Source organism: Burkholderia seminalis (genome assembly GCF_001718535.1).
In the GTDB taxonomy this organism is placed as follows: domain Bacteria; phylum Pseudomonadota; class Gammaproteobacteria; order Burkholderiales; family Burkholderiaceae; genus Burkholderia; species Burkholderia seminalis.
Window position 1 is genome coordinate 2,388,180 of the sequence record NZ_CP013400.1, and the last position, 18,196, is coordinate 2,406,375.

Sequence of the window (18,196 nt, forward strand, 5' to 3'; positions counted from 1 at the left end):
AGGGCTTGGGCGATTCGGCGCCGAGTCCGGCACGATCGGAGGGCGCCAGGAGGCCGATCGCGAAAAATCAATCAACTGACGATTGGGGCAGCAAGCACCAATGAGGGGCGTTCGCGCGAAGCGGTAAAACCTTCCGTTCGCCGACGATTTCATCGTCACAGAAAGAAAATTGTTATTTTCATGAAATAATACGAACTCGCTTCTGCAATCCAGCCAGCCTTCCAGCGAACCGCGCCACCGCGCTTCGCCGCGTCGCTTCAGGGCCGCACCAACGCCCGTCCGTCGTTCAGTCTCGCCAGCCAGTGATCTGCCGTTTTTCTCCATGCACATCACCTGATTGGGATCGCTGATGAGTCACGCTCTTCGCTTGTCTTTCGCCGCTGCGTTCGTGTGGACGCTTTCCGTTTCCGTAGCCGATGCCTCGGAGCGCGGCACGCTGGCCGATCGGTCGGCCGGCGCCAATGTGTTTCGCTCGGAGCGTCGTGCTGCCGGTCGCGACGAGGTGCGTGCGCGGCGCGTCACTCGACGCGCGCAGTATGCCGTGCCCGCGGAACGCAGCCCGTTCGATACGCCCGATACGCGGCCGTTGCGAGTGTCCGGCAATACGCTCGAAGCGAAAACGCCGGCCGGACATGCATCCGGCTTCGTCTTGCCTGCGAATCGCGTCGCGCTCGGCGCGGGCGGCAGCGACAGCCTCGGGCGCGCGTTGCCCGGATCCGAACAGCGCGCACGGAACTGGAACGAATACCTGCGGGACAACGGTTCGAAACCGGTCGGCAGCGGCGGGGCGTATGCGCCGACGCGGCCGTACGATGCCGCACGCGGTCCGCACGGGACGCCGAATCCGTACGATCCGTCCGTACCGCAACCGGAAACACGGACGTTTTTCGACAACGGCGCGGGCACGCATTGCACGGCTACCGGAGGCGCGGGGACGTCGTGGTCGTCCTGCAATATCGCCTGGTGACGCAGGGTGGTGACGCCGCGCGGCGCGTCAATCCAAGTCCGCGCATGCGCGCCCGTTCGCGACCTCATCCTGTCCGCGCTATGCAAACCCGTACAGCTTCGCGGGGTTCGCAACGAATATCAGCTGCTGCCAGTCCGGACGCCCGATCCAGCCGGCGATCACGTCCAGCAGGCTCGCGTCGTCCGGCTTGTCCGTCTTCTGCGTCGGGTGCGGCCAGTCGGTGCCCCAGAGCATGCGCTCCGGCGCCATGCCGATCAGCGCCTTCGCGACCGGGGCGACGTCCTCGTAGGCAGGCGCGCCCGTCTTGCTGTCGACGTACGGGCCGGACAACGTGATCCACGTATGGCCCTTGTCGACGAGGCGTTGCGCGGTACGAAGCGCGGCCGACGCCAGCCCGCCGGGCTGCGGCACGTGCGCGATATGGTCGATGACGAGCGGACAAGGCAGCGCCGCGAGATGCGGCTCCAGCTCCGGCAGCCGCGCGCCCTGCACCACCAGCTCGATGTGCCATCCGAGGTTCGCGATACGCGCGGCGAGCGGCGCCAGCATGTCGAGCGTCGTCGCGCCCGGATAGCTCAGGTTGAACCGGATCGCACGGATGCCGCCGCGATCGAGCACCCGGAGTTCGTCGTCGCGCACGGTGCCGTCGACGACGGCGACACCGCGCGCGTCGCCGCCGAACTGCGCGATCGCCGCGAGCGTGCAGCGATTGTCCGTCCCGTACGTCGACGGCGTCACGACCACGTTGCGCTTCACGCCGATCCGCGTCTGCAGGCGCCGGTATTGCGCGACGGTCGCATTCGGCGGTCGCAGCGTCGTGCCCGGCGCGACCGGGAACCGGTCGTCGTAGATGTGCATGTGACAGTCGATCGCCCCGTCGGGCAGCCGGAACGCCGGCGGCTCGATGCCGCTCGACCACGTTTCGTCGGCGGCGGCCGGCCTCGGCAATGCAGCCGAAGCCAGCGTCGCGCCGGCGATCCGGAGGAATGCGCGTCTCGCCATGCGTGCCATGATCAGATGGTCCCCGTCTTGCCGACCAGCTTGCCGGCCGCATGATTGCGCGTGAGCAGCAGCAGCGTCGCGACGCTCACGAGCGTGAGGATCGCGAGCGGCATCAAGGCGAGCGCGTAGCTGCCCGTCGCGGCCTTCACCCACCCGTACACGTTCACCATCAGCCCGCCGCCGAGCAGGTTCGCGATCGCATTGACCGTCGCGAGCCCGGCCGCCACGGTGCTGTTGGACAGCATGTCGGTCGCGAGTGCCCAGAACGGCCCCTTGAACGAATACGCGCCGACCAGCACCGCGCAGAGCATGCAGACCGTCGGCAGCAGCGATCCGCTCAGCGACGTCGCGAACAGGCCCACGCCGATCAGCAGCATCGGCACGGCCGTGTGCCAGCGCCGTTCGCCGACACGGTCCGAGCGCCGGCCCCAGTAAACCATCAGCACGGAGGCCACCGCGTACGGCACCGCGTTCAGCAGGCCGGTCTGCATGACGGTCAGGCCGAACGACTTGAGCAGCTGCGGCTGCCACACGGACAGCGTGCTGCCCGCCGCGGACGCACACGTGTCGACGAGCGCGAGGCACAGCACGTAGCGGTTGCGGAACAGCTGCGTGAGCGGCAGCGACGGCACCTTCTTGCGGGTCTTGTGGCCGGCGGCAAGCGCGCCCGAGAGCCACGCGCGCTCGTCGTCGTCGAGCCACTTCGCGTTTTCCGGCTTGTTCGTCAGCATGAACAGGCATGCGATGCCGAGCAGCACGGTCGGAATGCCTTCGAGGATGAACAGCCAGTGCCATCCGCGCAGGCCCCAGACGCCATCCATCTGCAACAGCAGCGCGGAGATCGGCGAGCCGATGAAGCTCGCGGCCGGAATCGCGACCATGAACGTCGCGACGATGCGCGCACGATACTGCGCGGGAATCCAGTACGACAAATAAAGCAGCACGCCCGGGAAGAAGCCGGCTTCGGCCGCGCCCAGCAGGAAACGCAGCACGTAGAACGTCGTCGCGTTGTGCACGAGCGCGGTCGCCGCCGACACGATGCCCCACGTGATCATGATCCGGGCGATCCAGATCCGCGCGCCGTATTTCTGCAGCGCGAGATTGCTCGGCACTTCGAAAAAGAAGTAGGAAATGAAGAACAGGCTGCTGCCGAAGCCGAAGACCGTCGCCGACATCCCGAGGTCGTGGTTCATCTGCAGCGATGCCATCCCCACGTTGCCCCGGTCGATAAAGGCAAGCAGGTAGCAGATCATCAAAAAGGGAATGAGTCGCCAGACGACCTTTCGTATGGTCCGGCGCTCGATCGCGGACGCTTCCATGAACCCGGTTTGCATGTTGTCTCCGTTTATTGTGCGCCTGGGCGCGTTCCTGTGAACCGTTGCCACGCGATGACCGCCATGACGCCGCACGCGAGCACGGCGGCCATTGCCGCGAAGGTGTGTCGCACGCCGAGCGCCTCGGATGCGCTGCCGACGAGCAGGTAACCGAACGGCATCGTGCCGTTGTAGGCCATGCCGTACATCCCGACGAGCCCGCCGCGCACGTGATCCGGGCACTGGCGCTGAATGGTCGCGTTCGTCGACGTGGCCGCGAACGTGAGGCTGAAGCCGAGCGCATAAAACGCGGGAATCGATCCGGCCGCATCGGTCGTCGCGGCCAGCACGGCAAGCGCGCCGACCGCCGTCCACGGTGCATACGCGATGAACCGGTGCGACGCGCGCGGCCCGAATGCCGACGACAGCAGCACCGCCGCGCTCAACGAGCCGGCGCCGGCGCACGCGAAGAACACGCCGGTAAAGCGCGCCGCATCGTGAAAGCCCTGGTCCGCGAGCAGCGGCACGAGCGTCTGGTAGCTGCCGGCGAACAGGCCGATGCACGCGAGAATCGGCAGATAGCGGGCCGAGAACGCATCGGACAGGACATAGCCGACCGCATCGCGCAGGCCGCTCTCCGCGCGCGACGGGCGGCCCGCCGACGCGGTCCGGATCGACCGCACGCACGCCGCCATGAAGCACAGCGCGAGCGCATAGATCGCAAACGACGTCCTTGGCCCCAGCGTCGGATAGACGAATCCGGCGATGGTCGGGCCGACCATGCGCCCGACGTTGTAGACCATCGTGTTCATCGCGACCGCGTTGGAGGTGTGCGTCGCGTCCTGCAGGCTCGTCAGCAGCAGCACCTGCCGCGCGGGCGTTTCCACCGCGCTCGACACGCCGATCGCGAGCGCATGCGCGAGGATCAGCTTCACGCCGAGCAGGCCGAGCAGCGACAACGTGAAGAGGCTGCCGGTCAGCAGCAGCGACGCCGTCAGCACGCAGAGCGTCACGCGGCGCGCGTTGGCCGCGCCGATGCGGGAGCCCGCCACCGGCGCGACGATCAACTGCGGCCCGTACAGCAGAAAGTTGAGCAGCGCGAGGATCGCCCCCGAGCCGGACAGGTGATAGACCAGCAGATTCAGCGTGACGTTCTGCGTCCAGCTGCCGAGTACCGACGCGACCTGCCCGCTCAGATAGCGCCGCAGCGACGCCTCGGACAGCGCCGGAAACAACGTGCTCACCCACCCCGCTCGCGTTGCCACGCTCATGACAGCGCCTTTCCGCGCGTTTCGGGCGCGAACAGCACGACCGCGGCCGCGGCGACGAACGCGACGATCGTCGTCGCGAGCCCGAGCACGAAACCGCCCGACGTCGACGCCAGCGCGCCGATGATCAACGGCGCGATGAAGCCGCCGAGCCGCCCGCCGTTGTACGCGAGGCCCATGAAGAACCCGCGCGATGCCGTGTTGCCGATGATCTCCGCGAGGAACGGGCCGGCGCCCGCGAAGATGCCGTTCACGCTGAAGCCGGTCAGGAAGATCGCGGTCATCAGCAGCCACGGATTCGCCGACACGATGTACACGCCCACGGCCATCGCACCGACCAGCAGATAGGCCAGGAACATCGGCCGCCGGCCGAGCCGGTCGACCCATGCCGAGAACAGCAGAAACCCGGCAATCGCGCCGAACTGCAGCGCAAGCACGAACTTGAGGCTATGCACGAAGTCGAGGTGCTTCACCGTGACGAGGAACGTCGGCGTCCACGTGAATACGCCCCAGTAGAGGTATTGCAGGAAGAAGATGAAGCAGAAGGCGGTGAGCAGGCCGCGCACGTTCAGCTTCTCGTGACTGGCCGCGTCGAGCTTGCGGGCGTGCGGCTTCGCGTGCCGGCGTTCGAGCCAGATCGGCGATTCCGGCGTCTTGCGCGCGACCCAGAACAGGATGAAGAACGGCGACGCGCCGATCAGGAACAGCAGACGCCAGCTGTCGCCGGCCAATCCGCCATGCGCGGCGCCGACGATGCCCGAGATCACGATCGCGAGAATCGCGCCGACCGGCAAGCCCATCTGCATCAGCGCGCCGCCCTTGCCGCGCCGGCTCGGGTGCCAGGTCTCCGCGATGAGCGCCGCGCCGGCGGTCCAGGTGCCGCCCATGCCGAGCGCGCCGAAAAAGCGCAACGCGGCGAACGAATGCGCGTCGGGCGCAAATGCGATCAGGCCGGAAAACAGCGAGTAGATGCCGACGCACAGCAGCGCGGTGCGCACGCGCCCGATCCGGTCCGACACGAAGCCGAACAGAATGCCGCCGACGATCTGTCCGGCCGCCGTGACGCTCGTGAACAAACCGAGCTGCGCCTTGCTCAGCCCGAACTGCAGCGCGAGCGTCGGCAGCAGCAGCGAAAGCAGGAACGAGTCGTAGCTCTCGAAGGTCCAGCCGAGCCCCGCGAGCGTCAGCGAACGCCGCTCGATACGGGTCATGCGCGTACCGCCTTTTTCCGCGGCAGCGGACGCCCTCTCCTGCGTCGCCACGGTTGCACTCGTCTTCATGGGTTGTCTCCGGGAATTGCGATGCGATACGTCGATGCGGCCGTCCGGCTGAACAGCGCGGCCTTTTCATCGGCCGACATCGCCGACGCGAGTCGTTTGAAGGCGTTCCACAGCACGCGATAGCCGAACATCCCCTTGTCGACGGGGAAGTTGCTCTCGAACATGCAGCGATCGACGCCGAAGCATTCGACGCAGGTATCGAAATACGGCTGCCACGCGGCCGCCAGTTCCTGCGACGACGGCGGCAGGTCGCGCACGGCGAAATCGAAACCGAACATGCTCATGCCCGCGCCGCCGAGCTTCATGCGCGTGTTCGGCAGCGCGGCGAGACGCGCGAGTTGCCGTTGCCATTGCGCACGGACTTCCGCATGCCGGCCAGCATGCGGGCCCACGCCGACCGGGCCGCCGAAATGGTCGATGACCACGACGACGTCCTCGCAGGCGCGCGCGAGTTCGTACAGGTCGTCGAGCTGCGTGTGATAGACCCAGGCGTCGAGCGACAATCCGTAGCGAGCGAGCGTCGTCACGCCCCGCCGGAAAGCCGGATCCGACATCCGGTCGCGCGGCGGCGTGACCGGGCTCGATCGCACGTCGGGGCTCGCATGCCACGCGAGCGGATTGCGGATCCCGCGCAGTCGTCCGCCGGACACCTGCAGCATCGTGTCGAGCACCGCATCGAGCGCCGCGCCGAGCGACAGATCGGCGCCGCCTACGATGGCCTCGCAGCATCGCGCGGGGCCGTATGCGCCGCTTTCGAACATCGCGGCGATGCCGCTCGCGAATTGCACTTCGCCGACCGGCTTGAGCGCATCCGGCCCGCTGGCACGCAACATCGAGCGACACTGCACGTAGACCGTCGACACGACCCGATGCCCGCTGCGCACGTCCGCGCCGAATTCGTCCGCGAGATAGCGCCCGGTCTGGCGGTCCCACAGGTGATGATGGGCGTCGACGATGGCAAGCTCGGGTTCGAGCACCGGCTCGTCGCGCAATGCGAGCCACTCGGGCCTGACGGGCAGATGGGGCGCGTGAACGGTCTGCATCGCGATCGCCTTAGAATTTCTGGCGCATGCCGATCACCACGCCCGTCTGGTTGTGATCGGGTGCGACCGTGCCGTAGCCGTTCACGCCAAGCGCGGAGCCGCCCTTGTTGCGCGCGAAACCGGCCGTCGCGTAGACATCGGTGCGCTTCGACAGCAGATAGTCCGCACAGAGCACGGCGAGCCACGGATCGGCACTGGTCGAATGCACGTCCTGGTAATACGCCGTTGCCGTGACCACGAACGCCGGCGACACCGCGTATTGCGCGCCGGCCCAGTACAGGTTCGCCGCGCTGGCTTCGGCGCCGTTCGCGACACGGATCGGGTTCGCCGGCAGGAACGCGTTCGACGCATGCAGGTAGCGATAACCGGCGAATCCCTTCACCGGTCCGATCGCATACGACGCGGCGGCCGTCGCGCGACGCTCGGTGCCCGTGTTCGTCGCGACGGTGTTGCTGTTGCGCTGCTCGTACGACACGCTCGCGGCGAGCGGCCCCTGCGCGAAACTCAACGCGCCGCTGAAGAAGCGGCCGGTGAGCTGCGCGCCCGGCACCTCGGCGCCGTATCCGGTGTCGTAGCGGGTGCTGTACATCGCTTGCGCCGTGAGCGGACCGAACACGCCGGTGTATTTCGCCGAATTGTCGATACGCGCGGCCGCCGCGTAGTCGAGCGACAGCACCGAATAGCGCGACGACGCGCCCATCGGGTCGAACGCCACGGCCTGTTCGTAGAAGAGCGAGTTCTGGCGGCCGAACGTCAGTTGCTGCCCTCGATAAGACAGCCCCACCCACGCCTGCCGGCCGAAAATCCGCGACGTCGTGGCGGCGTTCGCACCGAGGCCTTTCGTCGACTGCGCGGTCGTGCCGTCATTGATGTTGAAGCCGTCTTCCAGCTGGAAAATGGCCTTCATGCCGCCGCCGAGCTCCTCGACGCCCTTCAGTCCCCACCGCGAACCGGACAGGTTGCCCGACGCTTCGCGCGTCTGCGCGCCGCCGGTGCTCGTATTGTTGATGTGTTCGATGCCGACGTCGGCAATGCCGTACAGCGTGACGCTGCTTTGCGCATGTGCGACACCGCCCCCCAACGCCGCGCTCGCGACGGTGACGGCGCCGAGCACGAAGCGGGATTTCGGGCGGGCATTCTGGCTGGCCTGATTCGACAACATGGAGTCTCCAAACTGTTTTTTGTGGGTGGGTCTGACGAAGAAATATTCACGTCCTGCGGGCGGCGAGCGCTTCGCCGGCGCACGAGCCCGGATCGCCGAGCCATGCAATGGTCAGCGCACCGAGCAGCAGCACGGCCGACACGGCGACGAGCGGCGTGGTGAAACCGCCGGAGAACTGCTTGAGCGCACCGATCAGCGACGGTCCGACGAAGCCGCCGAGGTTGCCGACCGACACGATCAGCGCGAGGCCGCCGGCGGCGGCCCGGCCGGTCAGGAATCCGGACGGGATCGCCCAGTAGGTCGCCTGAAACGCGAGGATCCCGCTCACCGTGACGCACAGCGCGATCAGCTTGAAAACCGGCGCATGAATGAAGGCGCTCGCGCACAACGCCACGGCGGCGACGGCCAGTGCGCCGGCGACATACGGAATGCGGTTGGCCGCACGATTGGCGACCCGCGCCCACCACAGCATCGCGACGGCACCGATTGCATACGGAATGGCCGTCAGCCAGCCGACCACCGCGTGTTCGACGCCGAACTGCTTGATGATCTGCGGCATCCACAGGCCGACGCCAAGCGAGCCGACGATCCCGCAGAAGTTGATGAACGCAAGCACGAACACGCGCCAGTTCGTCATGGCATCGCGCAGGTTGCTGCCGTGCTTCGCGCCGATGTCGCGCTGCTCGAACGCGAGGCGCTTCGCGAGCGATGCCTTCTCTTCGTCACTGAGCCACGCGGCTTTCTCGGGACGGTCGGCCAGCACGAACAGGCACGCGATGCCGAGCATCACGGCCGGCACGCCTTCGATCAGCAACAGCCACTGCCAGCTGCGCAGCCCGTGCAGGCCGCCGAGTTCGAGCAGCGCGCCGGAAACCGGCGAGCCGATCATGTTCGCGACCGGAATGCCGACGAGGAACGCGGCCGTCACCTTCGCGCGCCACTTGCCGGGAAACCAGTGCGTGAAATACAGATAGATGCCGGGCGTGAACCCCGCCTCGGCGAGCCCGAGCAGAAAACGCGCCGCCGCAAAGCTCTTCGGTCCGACGACGAACGCCGTCGCCATCGAGAACAGGCCCCACGTGATCATGATTCTCGCGATCCACACGCGCGCGCCGACCTTCTGCATGATCAGGTTGCTCGGAATCTCGAACAGGAAATAGCCGATGAAGAACAGGCCGGCGCCGATGCCGAACTGCTCGGCCGTGAGACCGAGATCCTTGTTCATCGTCAGCGCGGCAAAACCGACGTTGGTCCTGTCGAGATAACTGATCACGTAGCAGACGAAAATGAACGGCAGAATGCGCCGGAACGCCTTGGCGAGCGTGCGCTCGCTGGCCGCGTAATCGTCGGCGGCCAGACGCTCCGCGGCTTGCGCGGCGGCGCGCGGTGCGTCCTCGCCGGCATGCAACACGTGCGAAATGGTCATGCTTGTCTCCTTCGTCGCGCGGCTGGCGGCGCGATCTTTCGGCATGCGGGCGGGAAGCCGACGCGCGGCTTCCCGGCTCGTGGTCTCAGTCCTGCTTCGCTGCCTGTTTCGGCAGCGGGCCGGCAACGGTCATGTCCGCTTTCAGGATGGAACCGGACGTCGCTTCGGTGATGAAAAGCGTCTTCATGTCCGGGCCGCCGAAGCACACGCTCGTGAGCGACGCGCCTTTCGGTCCGGTCAGGATCTCGACGGGCTCCGCGCAGTGGTTGAGCACCCACACGCGGCCGAGCCCCGGATTCGCGACGAACAGGCGGCCGTCGAGATCGACGGTGAGGCCGTCGGGGCCGCTCGGTCCGTAGGACGTGAAGAACTGGCTGACCTTCGTGACCGAGCCGTCGGCCTGCAGCGGCATGCGCCACACGGCATTGCCGCGCGTCATCGCGACGAACAGCACCTTCTCGTCGCGCGACAGGACGAGCCCGTTCGGGCTCGGGCAGGTATCGAGCAGCATGTCGAGCTTGCCGTCGGGCGACAGCCGGTACACGCGTCCCGTCGGATCGTGCAGGCCGGTCTGCCCCTGGTCGGTGAAATAGAGGTTGCCGGCCGAGTCGAACGTCAGGTCGTTCACGCCCTTGAAGCGCTCGGTGTTGCGGCGCTCGAGATACGGGCGGACTTCACCGCGCTCGATATCGAGCAGCATCACGCCGTTCCGGTAGTCGGTGATGATCAGGTGTGACGCGTCGAAGCGCTTCATCCCGTTGGGCTCGCCGTCGTATTCGGCGACGAGTTCCCAGTCGCCCGACGGTGAAATGCGGAAGATGCGCCCGTGCGGAATGTCGGTGACGAACAGATAACCGTCCGGATCCCAGACCGGCCCTTCGAGAAAGGAATCCGTGACCATTCCGCCGCGATTCGCGCGCGCCCATTCCGTGCGGACGTCCGGCTTGCGAAACTTCTCCGGCATGCGCGTGAAGACTTCGGCCTCGCGCACGTCGGGATTCGTCAGATAAAACATGCGTACCTCGATGTCCAGGGTTCAAGCCGCGCTGTGCGCGCGTTCGTCCAGCACCGCGAGGAGGTTGGCGGCCGCGCCCTTGCCCATGTTCACGTACGCGGCATCGCTCACGCCGCCGATATGCGGAGACAGAATCGCGTTGGGGATCTGCTGGAACGGGTGCGGCACCGCCATCGGTTCCACGTCGAAGCTGTCGAGCCCGGCCGCGCGCAAGTGACCGCTCGTCAGTGCGTCGGCAAGCGCGGCTTCGTCGATCAAGCCGCCGCGGGCGGTATTGACGAGGATCGCGCCGCGCTTGAAACGCGCGAGCGTGTCGCGGTCGAGCATCCGGCGGTTGTCGGCCGTCAACGGACAATGCAGCGACACGACGTCCGACTCCGCGTACAGCGTGTCGAGCGGCACCCGCTTCACACCGGCGGGCACTTCCTTCGCGAACGGATCGAACGCGACAACCTTCATGCCGAACGCCGCGCCGATCGCGGCCACGCGCCGACCGATCGCGCCGAGCCCGACGAGGCCGAGCGTGCGGCCGTCGAGTTCGACGGACTTGTGCGTCGACTTGTCCCAATGGCCTTCGCGCATGCGGGAATCGAGCTGCGGAACCGACTTCGCACACGCGAGCAGCAGCGCCCATGCGTGCTCGGCGACGGCGGCCGCATTCGCGCCGACCGCGGCACGCACCGCGATGCCGCGTGCGGCGGCGGCGTCCTGATCGATCACGTCGATGCCGCTGCCGTGCTTCGAAATCACCTGCAGGTTTTCGGCGGCGTCCATGATGCGCGCGTTGATCTTGCCGTACCGGACGATGATCGCGACCGGCTTGTGCGCGATGCAGAGCGCGACGATGTCGTCTTCGGTCGGCTGCTTGCCGGCGAACACGACGTCGAACTGCGTGAGCATGTCGAGCGCTTGAGCCGCAAGGTCGGCGGCGGTCACGAGGACGACGGGCTTATGCGAAGCGGTCTGCATCACAGCGCCTCGCCTTCGGCCAGCATGCCGGCTGCGCGCAGTTCCTTCTCGATCCAGCCCGGACGAACGTCGCCCTTGTGGATCGCCGCGATACGCGCCGTTTCGGCATCGAGCTTTTTCTGCGCCAGATCGACGATGCGCGCGACGTCGGCGCGCGCAACGACGACGACGCCGTCGGCGTCGCCGACCACCAGGTCGCCCGGATTGACCGCCGTGCCGCCCAGCGAGATCGGCGCATTCACGCGCCCCGCGACACTTTTGGTCGGGCCGCACGGATTGAGGCCGGCCGAGAAGATCGGATAGTCGCCGTTGGCCAGTTCATGCGCATCGCGCACCGCGCCGTCGATGATGATGCCGGCGATGCCGCTCGCCTTCGCCTGCGCCGCCATGATTTCGCCGAGCAGCGCGCACGAGATGTCGCCCTTGCCGTCGACCACGACGACGTCGCCCGGCTTCGCGACGGCGAGCGCCGCATGGATCGCCAGGTTGTCGCCCACGCGGACTTCGACCGTGATCGCGGGGCCGGCGACCTTCATCTTCGGCGACAGCGGCCGCACGCGGCCATGCACGGTGCCGCGGCGGCCGGCGACGTCGGCCAGGATCGCCGCTTGATAGCGGGCGGCGGCCTGAACGAGTTCGGGCGACACGCGTTCGATGTCGCGAATGATCGGGGAAGTGCTGACGGGTGGCTTGCTCATGATTCGACCTCGGGTTGTGCGTTGTACTATGTACAACAATGGTGTACATCGTGAAATCACTATAACCAGAGGGCGAGCATCATGGCACTGGCGTTTACCCTTTTACGTGGTAAACCATCGTTTTACCCTGTACAATCTCTGTTGCATGTCGACAGGAGAGAAGAGATGGGAAATGAAGGGGTCGTTGCCGTGGAAAAGGCGCTTTCGCTGCTGGACTGCTTCAAGCCCGGTGCCGAATCGCAGTCACTCGCGATGCTGTCGCAGGCATCCGGCATGCACAAGACGACGGTCTATCGGCTGATGAACTCGCTGGAGCGAATGGGCTATGTCGTGCGCGCGCAATCCGGCAACTATTCGCTGGGACATCGTGTGCTGTACCTCGGCAAGCTGTACGAGCAGTCGTTCCATCTGTCCACGGTGGTTGAACCGGCGCTGCACGCGCTGGCCGCGCTGACGAAGGAAAGCGCATCGTACTACGTACACGACAGCGGGCAGCGGCTTTGCCTGTTTCGGGCCGAGCCGTCCGAAGGCCTGCGTGAAACGCGGCTCGCGGGGACGATGCTGCCGCTCGACGACACGGCCATCAGCCAGGTGATCCGCTTCTGGGGACTCGGCGAACCGATCTATGACAAGCCGCCTGCGCTGCCCCTCTTCACCGCGGGTGCGCGCGACGTGCACACGGCAGCGTTCGCGGTGCCGATCTTCGGCGCCGGCGACAAGTTCATGGCGGCACTGACGCTTTCCGGTCCTGCGTCTCGTCTCAGCGCCGCATACGAGTCGGGCGAGTTGGATCGACCGCAACTGGATGCGGCCGCCGATCTGTCCCGGAAGCTGGGCGCGAGTGTCGCGCTCTGCGAAAACATCTACGGCACCTGATCCTCGCGGCGACCAACGCATGGTTCAGGTCGGCGCTGAAGCAACAGCGGTTGCCCAAGTCGCCGCGAGTTGGTTCGAGCTGACGACTGGAACTGGCGATACAGCGCCATTCCGCTACGCGTGCGTAGCGTGCCAACGCGGACTGTCTTGCCTGCCGGCATCGCGCTTCACGCAGAACAACGATGTCCGTCACCTCGGCGAAATCACAATCGCCGCCCGCCGATTCTGCGCCCGCCCGGCCGGCGTCCGGTTATCCCCTACCGGATCACGCTTCCCTTTCCCCGCGATCGCGATCTGCTTCGCATCCAGCCCGACGTCGACCAGCTCGGCGGCCACCACCTCCGCCCGCCGCTTCGACAACTCGAGATCGTATTTCTCCGTCCCGCTGTCATCCGAGTAGCCATACACCCGCACGCCGTTGATCCCCGACGACCGCAGCGTCCGCCCGATCCGTTCGACGATCCGCCGCACGTCCGGCTTGAGGTTGTACCGGTCGAAATCAAACAGAATGGGCCCGGTGGACCCGAACTCGAACCCCTGTCCAGTCTCCTGGAACCCGGCTGATTTCAGCACGGTGACCTGCGTCTGCGTCAGCCCGCGATGAAGCGGCGGCGGCGGCGGCGGCGGCGGCGTCTTGCAGCCCCCCAGCAGCATGCCCAGCAGCAATGCGCTTCCCACGCACAGCCGCTCCATGCTTACAGGAAACGAGTGGTTCATTTCGCATCCCCTTCGAGTGCGCCCTTGTTGAACGCGCTTCTTGTCAATCGCTGCCGCGGCCTCGCCCGCGGCGCGAAACGTTCATCCTCAAGCCGATCCGACCACCCCCTCCGCCAATTGCCAGGAGCCCGGCCGCGCACGCTTGGCGCGGTACATCGCGGCATCCGCCGCCCGCAGCAGGCCGCTCGCGTCCGACGCGTGATCGGGATACAGCGCAACGCCGGCACTCATCATGGTGGCCACCATGCGGCCGTCGGACAGCTCGATCGACGGCGCCATGCCGGACAAAATCCCGTCGGCGATCCGGCATACGCTGCCCGCTTCGGGCACCGCCGCCAGCATCACCGCAAATTCGTCGCCGCCCAGACGGGCGACGAGATCGGTCTCGCGCACCTGCGTACGCAGCCGCGACGCGATGCCGACCAGCACCGCGTCGCCGGCATCGTGGCCGAGACAATCGTTGATTTCCTTGAAGCGGTCGCAGTCGAGATACAGGACGGCAACCCGCTGCCCCGTCAAAGTCGCGTCGCACAGCGCAAGCGCGAGGCGCGATTCGAACTGCGCGCGGTTGGGCAGCCCCGTGAGCGCATCGTGCGTCGCCTTGTGCTCGAGCGACGCGTTCTCGTCGCGCAGCGTGTTCTGCCAGTCCTCGAATTCGTCGAGCAATGCATTGAAGTCGTCGCCGAGCTGGTTCAGTTCGGCGATCGCCACCGGTTCGACGCGCCGCGCAAAGGCACGCTCGCGCCGCACCGCGTGAGCGACGCCCGCCAGCGCGCGCAGCGGCGAAACGATGTTGCGCAGCAGACGCTTCGAGCTGACATACGCGCCGAACACGCTGACGGCCAGGCAGCCGAGAATGCCGCCCACGCCGCCAAGCAGGAAGCCGAAGAACTGATGGCCGCGCCCGCGCACGACGACGTGTCCGACAATGATGCCGTCGTGCAGCACCGGGACGGTCACCGGCCCGGGCAGCGCCGCATCCGCCACGGCGCGTTCGAGCCGCGCGATGCCGTTGCCGGCAGGCAATTGCCACGTCGCGAACAGTTGCCCCTTGCTGTCCGTGACGACCACCTGTGCGACATCCTCGTCGCTGGCGATCAATCCGATCGCCTCGTTCGCCGCGACGCGATCGCCGAACACGAGCGCCGCCTCGACCGTGTAACCGAGCGAGCGCGCGAGCAGGTTCAGGTTGTTGCCCGCGTACGCGCGCAACGCGATCACGGCGACGACGATCAACGACACGGCCGCCATCGTCACCGCGATGAACGCGAGGCGCAGGTGCGCCCGACGCAGCACGCTTTGCAGCGTCGGGCGCGGCATGCGGGAAGCGGAAACGGGGAGCGCGGACCGTGTCATGGCGTCACCGGCCGCCGGGCGAGATTGAGCACGTTCGGGTGCACACGCACGCCGCTGCGCGCGACGGCGTCGAGATTGATGTCGAACGACACGCGATCGCCGTCGACACTCAGGCAGAACATGCCGCCCGCGGTGCAGGACGGATCGTGTTCCGAGATCGTCAGCACCGGATGACCGGCCACCGCGGTTCTCACCCGCGCGCGTTCGTCGTCGCTCAGCGTGCCGAGGTAGACGATGTCGCATGCGATGCCGAGCGCCGGATCGTCGGGACGTACGCGCTGCACGTCGACCAGCGTCGAGCCGGCCTCCAGCGTGTCGGTCAGGCCGCGCGCGTAGTCGGGCCGGCCCGTGACGCACAGATGCAGGCGAACGGGCGTGGTCGGCCAGCGCGTGAAGCTGACGATGCCGAGCACGACCTGACGCACGGCGGAGTCGTGTGAGGAATGGGCCGGGTCGGCGTGATCGACATGATCGGCAGGGCTTGCGGCGGCGGCGAGGTGCATGGGATCGACCGGAACGTCGGCATCGGCGGGCGCCCCTGCGAGCACGGCGGGCGCCGCGCCCAACCAGCAAACGATTGCGAACAGCGCGTGGCGCAGCGAAGCGGCTCGGCCGAGACGGCCGGACACCGTCCGCGCGGCGATGGGCGCCGCGCCCGCTGACGTCGCTGCAGTCGCGAGACCGACAGCCGACGCGCACACTTTCGCATCCATGATGGCAACATCCGCTGGCGTCGCTCCGGCGCTGCCCCTCGCCTCTTCCCATGCGCGTGCAGGCACCGAATTACGCGCATGATGGCTTCATCTTAGGTAAAAATTCGGATGACCAAGCAGTGGGAAACACCCGATAAAACGTCGGAAAGTATGCGGAATCGGTACTGCGTCACGACGATGCGAGCGAAGGCGATGACCGGCGTCGATCCGGTGTCGACGCCGGTAGATTGGTCAGCGGATTGGATGCCCGCGGGCGGCAAACTTCATACGTTCATGCGCGCTATGCGATCGCCGACAAATCGAACGGCGTCTCCCGCAGGCGCGTCCCCGTCAGCCTGAACCCCGCATTCGCAATCGCCGGCGTCACCGCCGGGCTCGACAGTTCGCCGACGCCGCCCGGCTTCGCCGGATCGCCCTGCACGATGTGAATGTCGGTCTCTGGCATGTCGCTCATCCGCATCACGCGATACGTATCGAAGTTCGACTGCAGCACGCGGCCGTGCCGGAAATCGATGCGATCGGCCGTCGCATGGCCGAGCCCCCACATCAGCCCGCCGTACCGTTGCTCGTCGCCCCCGGCCGGCGACACCGCGCTCCCGCAGTCGGCCACGCACGTGAGCCTCTCCATCTTCACCGCGCCGTCCTTGCGACTGTTCATCAGCTTCACGGGCTTGCCCGCCTTCACCGCACACCATGTCGCGTCGAACAGCCAGTACGTCGATTCGCGCGCACCGAAGCTGCCGCCCGACACGCGTTCGTGCAGCGTCACGCAATGCGCGGGAGTGCCGCCGTTACGCGCGAACACGGTGACGTTGATCGGCTCCGGCGGATTCGTGGCCTTGTGCGGCATCGAATACGACGCCTCGATCGTACGTGCACGGGCCGCTTTCGCCTTCGCGGAATCGCCGTCGGCAATCGTCGGCACGACACGCGCGGCCGGGTCGTCGACCCATGCTGCCCGCCTCGCCGCGACGATCGCGAATCATCGTGCACGGGCCACGTTCCGCGTATCAGCACCGCCGCCGGCTTGGTCCTTCACGCCGCGGCGAGTATGCTTGTACGTCGAACGTTCTCCAACACGCGGCGGCACGACGATCGCGACACCACGCCCCCTGCCCCGCCAACCGCCCTTCACCATCGATGGATTTCGACGTAATCGTTCTCGGCGCCGGCATCGTCGGCGTGTCCGCCGCGCTGCATCTGCAGGATCGCGGACGCAAGGTTGCCCTTGTCGATCGCGGCGCGCCCGGCGAAGGCACGAGCTTCGGCAACGCCGGGCTGATCGAACGCTCGTCGGTCGAGCCGTATCCGTTCCCGCGCAGCCCGTTCACGCTCATGCGTTATGCGCTGAACCGCTCGACCGATCTCTACTGGCACAGCGCATCGCTGCCCGCGTTCGCGCCATGGCTCGCGCGGTTCTGGTGGGAATCGGCGCCGCTGCGTCACGCGGCCGCTTCGCGCGACATGCTGCCGCTGATCGAGCGCTGCATCGTCGAGCACGACGCGCTGATCGCGCGGGCCGGCGCCGGCGAACTGATCCGCGCGACCGGCTGGCTGGAAGCGTTCCGCACGCCGGCCGCCTTCGAACGCGGCGTGGCCGAGGCCGGCCTCACCGCGCGCCGCCACGGGCTCGGCATCACGCCGCTCGACGCGGCCGCGCTGCACGCGCACGAGCCGAGCCTCGCACCCGGCTTCTGCGGCGCGCTGCACTGGCTCGATCCGAAAAGCGTCGTCGATCCGTCCGCGCTCGTCAAAGCGTATGCGCAACTGTTCGTGCAGGGCGGCGGCACGCTGCTCGGCGGCGACGCCGCCAGCCTCGACGCACTGTCGCCCGGCTGGCAGGTTCACACGCAGGACGGCCCGGCCGCCGCGCCGGCCGTCGTCGTCGCGCTCGGCCCGTGGTCCGACATCGTGTTCGGCAAGTTCGGCTACAAGATCCCGCTGCGCGAGAAGCGCGGTTATCACATGCACTACGCGCCGTCCGCGCGCGGCGTGCCGTCGGCGCCGATCGTCGATCGCGAATACGGCTACGTGATCGCGCCGATGCGGCGCGGGCTGCGGCTGACGACGGGGGTCGAGATCGCGCGGCGCCGCGTGCCGCCGACCGGCGTGCAGCTCGAACGCGCGGAACGCGTCGCGCGGCCCGTGTTCGGTTTCGGCGAACGGCTCGACCCGCAGCCGTGGCTCGGCTTCCGGCCGTGCACGCCGGACATGCGCCCGGTGATCGGCCCCGCGCCCGCGCATCGCGGCCTGTGGTTCGCGTTCGGCCACAACCACCACGGGCTCACGCTCGGCCCCGTCACCGGCCGCCTGCTGGCCGAGATGATGACGGGCGAAGCGCCGTTCACCGATCCGGCGCCGTATCGCGCCGATCGTTTCTGAACAGATGAC

Annotated in this window: 16 protein-coding genes and 1 pseudogene; 3 read left to right on the forward strand and 14 right to left on the reverse strand. The window is 67.3% G+C overall.

Annotation, left to right across the window (positions count from 1 at the left end; genetic code table 11):
* Positions 1-349 precede the first annotated feature (349 nt).
* A complete protein-coding gene (locus WJ12_RS31215; protein WP_049031321.1) occupies positions 350-967 on the forward strand; it encodes a hypothetical protein in 618 nt (205 codons plus the stop codon).
* Between the two features lie 78 nt (positions 968-1,045).
* Here the strand turns inward: WJ12_RS31215 and WJ12_RS31220 are convergent, their stop codons facing one another.
* From WJ12_RS31220 to WJ12_RS31265, 10 genes are all read right to left on the reverse strand, one after another.
* Positions 1,046-1,978 carry an amidohydrolase family protein gene (locus WJ12_RS31220; protein ID WP_069245989.1) on the reverse strand — a complete coding sequence of 311 codons (933 nt, stop codon included), beginning with the start codon at positions 1,976-1,978 and terminating at the stop codon, positions 1,046-1,048.
* A gap of 2 nt (positions 1,979-1,980) precedes the next feature.
* On the reverse strand, positions 1,981-3,303 hold the full coding sequence (locus WJ12_RS31225) for an MFS transporter (protein WP_059556878.1): 1,323 nt from the start codon (positions 3,301-3,303) through the stop codon (positions 1,981-1,983).
* Between the two features lie 11 nt (positions 3,304-3,314).
* Complete coding sequence (locus WJ12_RS31230) at positions 3,315-4,553, reverse strand: MFS transporter (protein ID WP_059556879.1); 1,239 nt, start codon at positions 4,551-4,553, stop codon at positions 3,315-3,317.
* Complete coding sequence (locus WJ12_RS31235; RefSeq protein WP_034186145.1) at positions 4,550-5,830, reverse strand: MFS transporter; 1,281 nt, start codon at positions 5,828-5,830, stop codon at positions 4,550-4,552. Before WJ12_RS31235 ends, WJ12_RS31230 begins: the two co-directional genes overlap by 4 nt.
* Positions 5,827-6,873 carry an amidohydrolase family protein gene (locus tag WJ12_RS31240; protein WP_059556881.1) on the reverse strand — a complete coding sequence of 349 codons (1,047 nt, stop codon included), beginning with the start codon at positions 6,871-6,873 and terminating at the stop codon, positions 5,827-5,829. The genes WJ12_RS31235 and WJ12_RS31240 overlap by 4 nt, the downstream gene beginning before the upstream one ends.
* 10 nt (positions 6,874-6,883) lie before the next feature.
* Positions 6,884-8,035, reverse strand: coding sequence for a porin (locus tag WJ12_RS31245; RefSeq protein ID WP_049031329.1), 1,152 nt, complete (start codon positions 8,033-8,035; stop codon positions 6,884-6,886).
* Between the two features lie 46 nt (positions 8,036-8,081).
* The gene (locus tag WJ12_RS31250) at positions 8,082-9,461 is read right to left on the reverse strand and encodes an MFS transporter (protein ID WP_059556966.1); all 1,380 of its coding nucleotides are present in this window, start codon (positions 9,459-9,461) and stop codon (positions 8,082-8,084) included.
* 85 nt (positions 9,462-9,546) lie between these two features.
* Positions 9,547-10,476, reverse strand: coding sequence for an SMP-30/gluconolactonase/LRE family protein (locus WJ12_RS31255; RefSeq protein ID WP_034186142.1), 930 nt, complete (start codon positions 10,474-10,476; stop codon positions 9,547-9,549).
* Positions 10,477-10,497: 21 nt separating this feature from the next.
* A complete protein-coding gene (locus WJ12_RS31260) occupies positions 10,498-11,445 on the reverse strand; it encodes a hydroxyacid dehydrogenase (RefSeq protein ID WP_034186218.1) in 948 nt (315 codons plus the stop codon).
* Positions 11,445-12,143, reverse strand: a complete 699-nt coding sequence (locus tag WJ12_RS31265; protein WP_034186141.1) for an RraA family protein — start codon at positions 12,141-12,143, stop codon at positions 11,445-11,447. The genes WJ12_RS31260 and WJ12_RS31265 overlap by 1 nt, the downstream gene beginning before the upstream one ends.
* Positions 12,144-12,308: 165 nt before the next feature.
* Here WJ12_RS31265 and WJ12_RS31270 point away from each other — a divergent pair, with 165 nt between their 5' ends.
* Positions 12,309-13,019 carry an IclR family transcriptional regulator gene (locus WJ12_RS31270; RefSeq protein WP_034186140.1) on the forward strand — a complete coding sequence of 237 codons (711 nt, stop codon included), beginning with the start codon at positions 12,309-12,311 and terminating at the stop codon, positions 13,017-13,019.
* A 189-nt stretch (positions 13,020-13,208) separates the two neighbouring features.
* Here the strand turns inward: WJ12_RS31270 and yfiB are convergent, their stop codons facing one another.
* From yfiB to WJ12_RS31290, 4 genes and pseudogenes are all read right to left on the reverse strand, one after another.
* Positions 13,209-13,736 (reverse strand): outer membrane lipoprotein YfiB, encoded by a 528-nt coding sequence (gene yfiB / locus WJ12_RS31275; protein WP_069245990.1) that lies wholly within the window; start codon positions 13,734-13,736, stop codon positions 13,209-13,211.
* An 87-nt stretch (positions 13,737-13,823) separates the two neighbouring features.
* A complete protein-coding gene (dgcN, locus tag WJ12_RS31280; RefSeq protein ID WP_059556883.1) occupies positions 13,824-15,092 on the reverse strand; it encodes a diguanylate cyclase DgcN/YfiN in 1,269 nt (422 codons plus the stop codon).
* Positions 15,089-15,805 (reverse strand): regulatory sequestration protein YfiR, encoded by a 717-nt coding sequence (yfiR, locus tag WJ12_RS31285; protein WP_059556884.1) that lies wholly within the window; start codon positions 15,803-15,805, stop codon positions 15,089-15,091. The genes dgcN and yfiR overlap by 4 nt, the downstream gene beginning before the upstream one ends.
* Positions 15,806-16,085: 280 nt before the next feature.
* Positions 16,086-16,778: pseudogene (locus tag WJ12_RS31290) on the reverse strand (molybdopterin cofactor-binding domain-containing protein); the annotation flags it as partial.
* A gap of 167 nt (positions 16,779-16,945) precedes the next feature.
* On the opposite strand from WJ12_RS31290, the gene WJ12_RS31295 reads away from it, so the two are divergent.
* Complete coding sequence (locus WJ12_RS31295) at positions 16,946-18,187, forward strand: NAD(P)/FAD-dependent oxidoreductase (RefSeq protein WP_059556886.1); 1,242 nt, start codon at positions 16,946-16,948, stop codon at positions 18,185-18,187.
* The last annotated feature ends 9 nt before the right edge of the window (positions 18,188-18,196 follow it).

What these genes read in the sequence shown, in the direction of transcription:
- yfiR (WP_059556884.1), bottom strand. Translation starts at nt 15,805, where the DNA reads ATGGATGCGAAAGTGTGCGCGTCGGCTGTCGGTCTCGCGACTGCAGCG.
- WJ12_RS31235 (WP_034186145.1), bottom strand. Translation starts at nt 5,830, where the DNA reads ATGAAGACGAGTGCAACCGTGGCGACGCAGGAGAGGGCGTCCGCTGCC.
- WJ12_RS31295 (WP_059556886.1), top strand. Translation starts at nt 16,946, where the DNA reads ATGGATTTCGACGTAATCGTTCTCGGCGCCGGCATCGTCGGCGTGTCC.
- WJ12_RS31220 (WP_069245989.1), bottom strand. Translation starts at nt 1,978, where the DNA reads ATGGCACGCATGGCGAGACGCGCATTCCTCCGGATCGCCGGCGCGACG.
- yfiB (WP_069245990.1), bottom strand. Translation starts at nt 13,736, where the DNA reads ATGAACCACTCGTTTCCTGTAAGCATGGAGCGGCTGTGCGTGGGAAGC.
- WJ12_RS31225 (WP_059556878.1), bottom strand. Translation starts at nt 3,303, where the DNA reads ATGCAAACCGGGTTCATGGAAGCGTCCGCGATCGAGCGCCGGACCATA.
- WJ12_RS31250 (WP_059556966.1), bottom strand. Translation starts at nt 9,461, where the DNA reads ATGACCATTTCGCACGTGTTGCATGCCGGCGAGGACGCACCGCGCGCC.
- WJ12_RS31270 (WP_034186140.1), top strand. Translation starts at nt 12,309, where the DNA reads ATGGGAAATGAAGGGGTCGTTGCCGTGGAAAAGGCGCTTTCGCTGCTG.
- WJ12_RS31245 (WP_049031329.1), bottom strand. Translation starts at nt 8,035, where the DNA reads ATGTTGTCGAATCAGGCCAGCCAGAATGCCCGCCCGAAATCCCGCTTC.
- WJ12_RS31265 (WP_034186141.1), bottom strand. Translation starts at nt 12,143, where the DNA reads ATGAGCAAGCCACCCGTCAGCACTTCCCCGATCATTCGCGACATCGAA.
- WJ12_RS31255 (WP_034186142.1), bottom strand. Translation starts at nt 10,476, where the DNA reads ATGTTTTATCTGACGAATCCCGACGTGCGCGAGGCCGAAGTCTTCACG.
- dgcN (WP_059556883.1), bottom strand. Translation starts at nt 15,092, where the DNA reads ATGACACGGTCCGCGCTCCCCGTTTCCGCTTCCCGCATGCCGCGCCCG.
- WJ12_RS31260 (WP_034186218.1), bottom strand. Translation starts at nt 11,445, where the DNA reads ATGCAGACCGCTTCGCATAAGCCCGTCGTCCTCGTGACCGCCGCCGAC.
- WJ12_RS31240 (WP_059556881.1), bottom strand. Translation starts at nt 6,873, where the DNA reads ATGCAGACCGTTCACGCGCCCCATCTGCCCGTCAGGCCCGAGTGGCTC.
- WJ12_RS31230 (WP_059556879.1), bottom strand. Translation starts at nt 4,553, where the DNA reads ATGAGCGTGGCAACGCGAGCGGGGTGGGTGAGCACGTTGTTTCCGGCG.
- WJ12_RS31215 (WP_049031321.1), top strand. Translation starts at nt 350, where the DNA reads ATGAGTCACGCTCTTCGCTTGTCTTTCGCCGCTGCGTTCGTGTGGACG.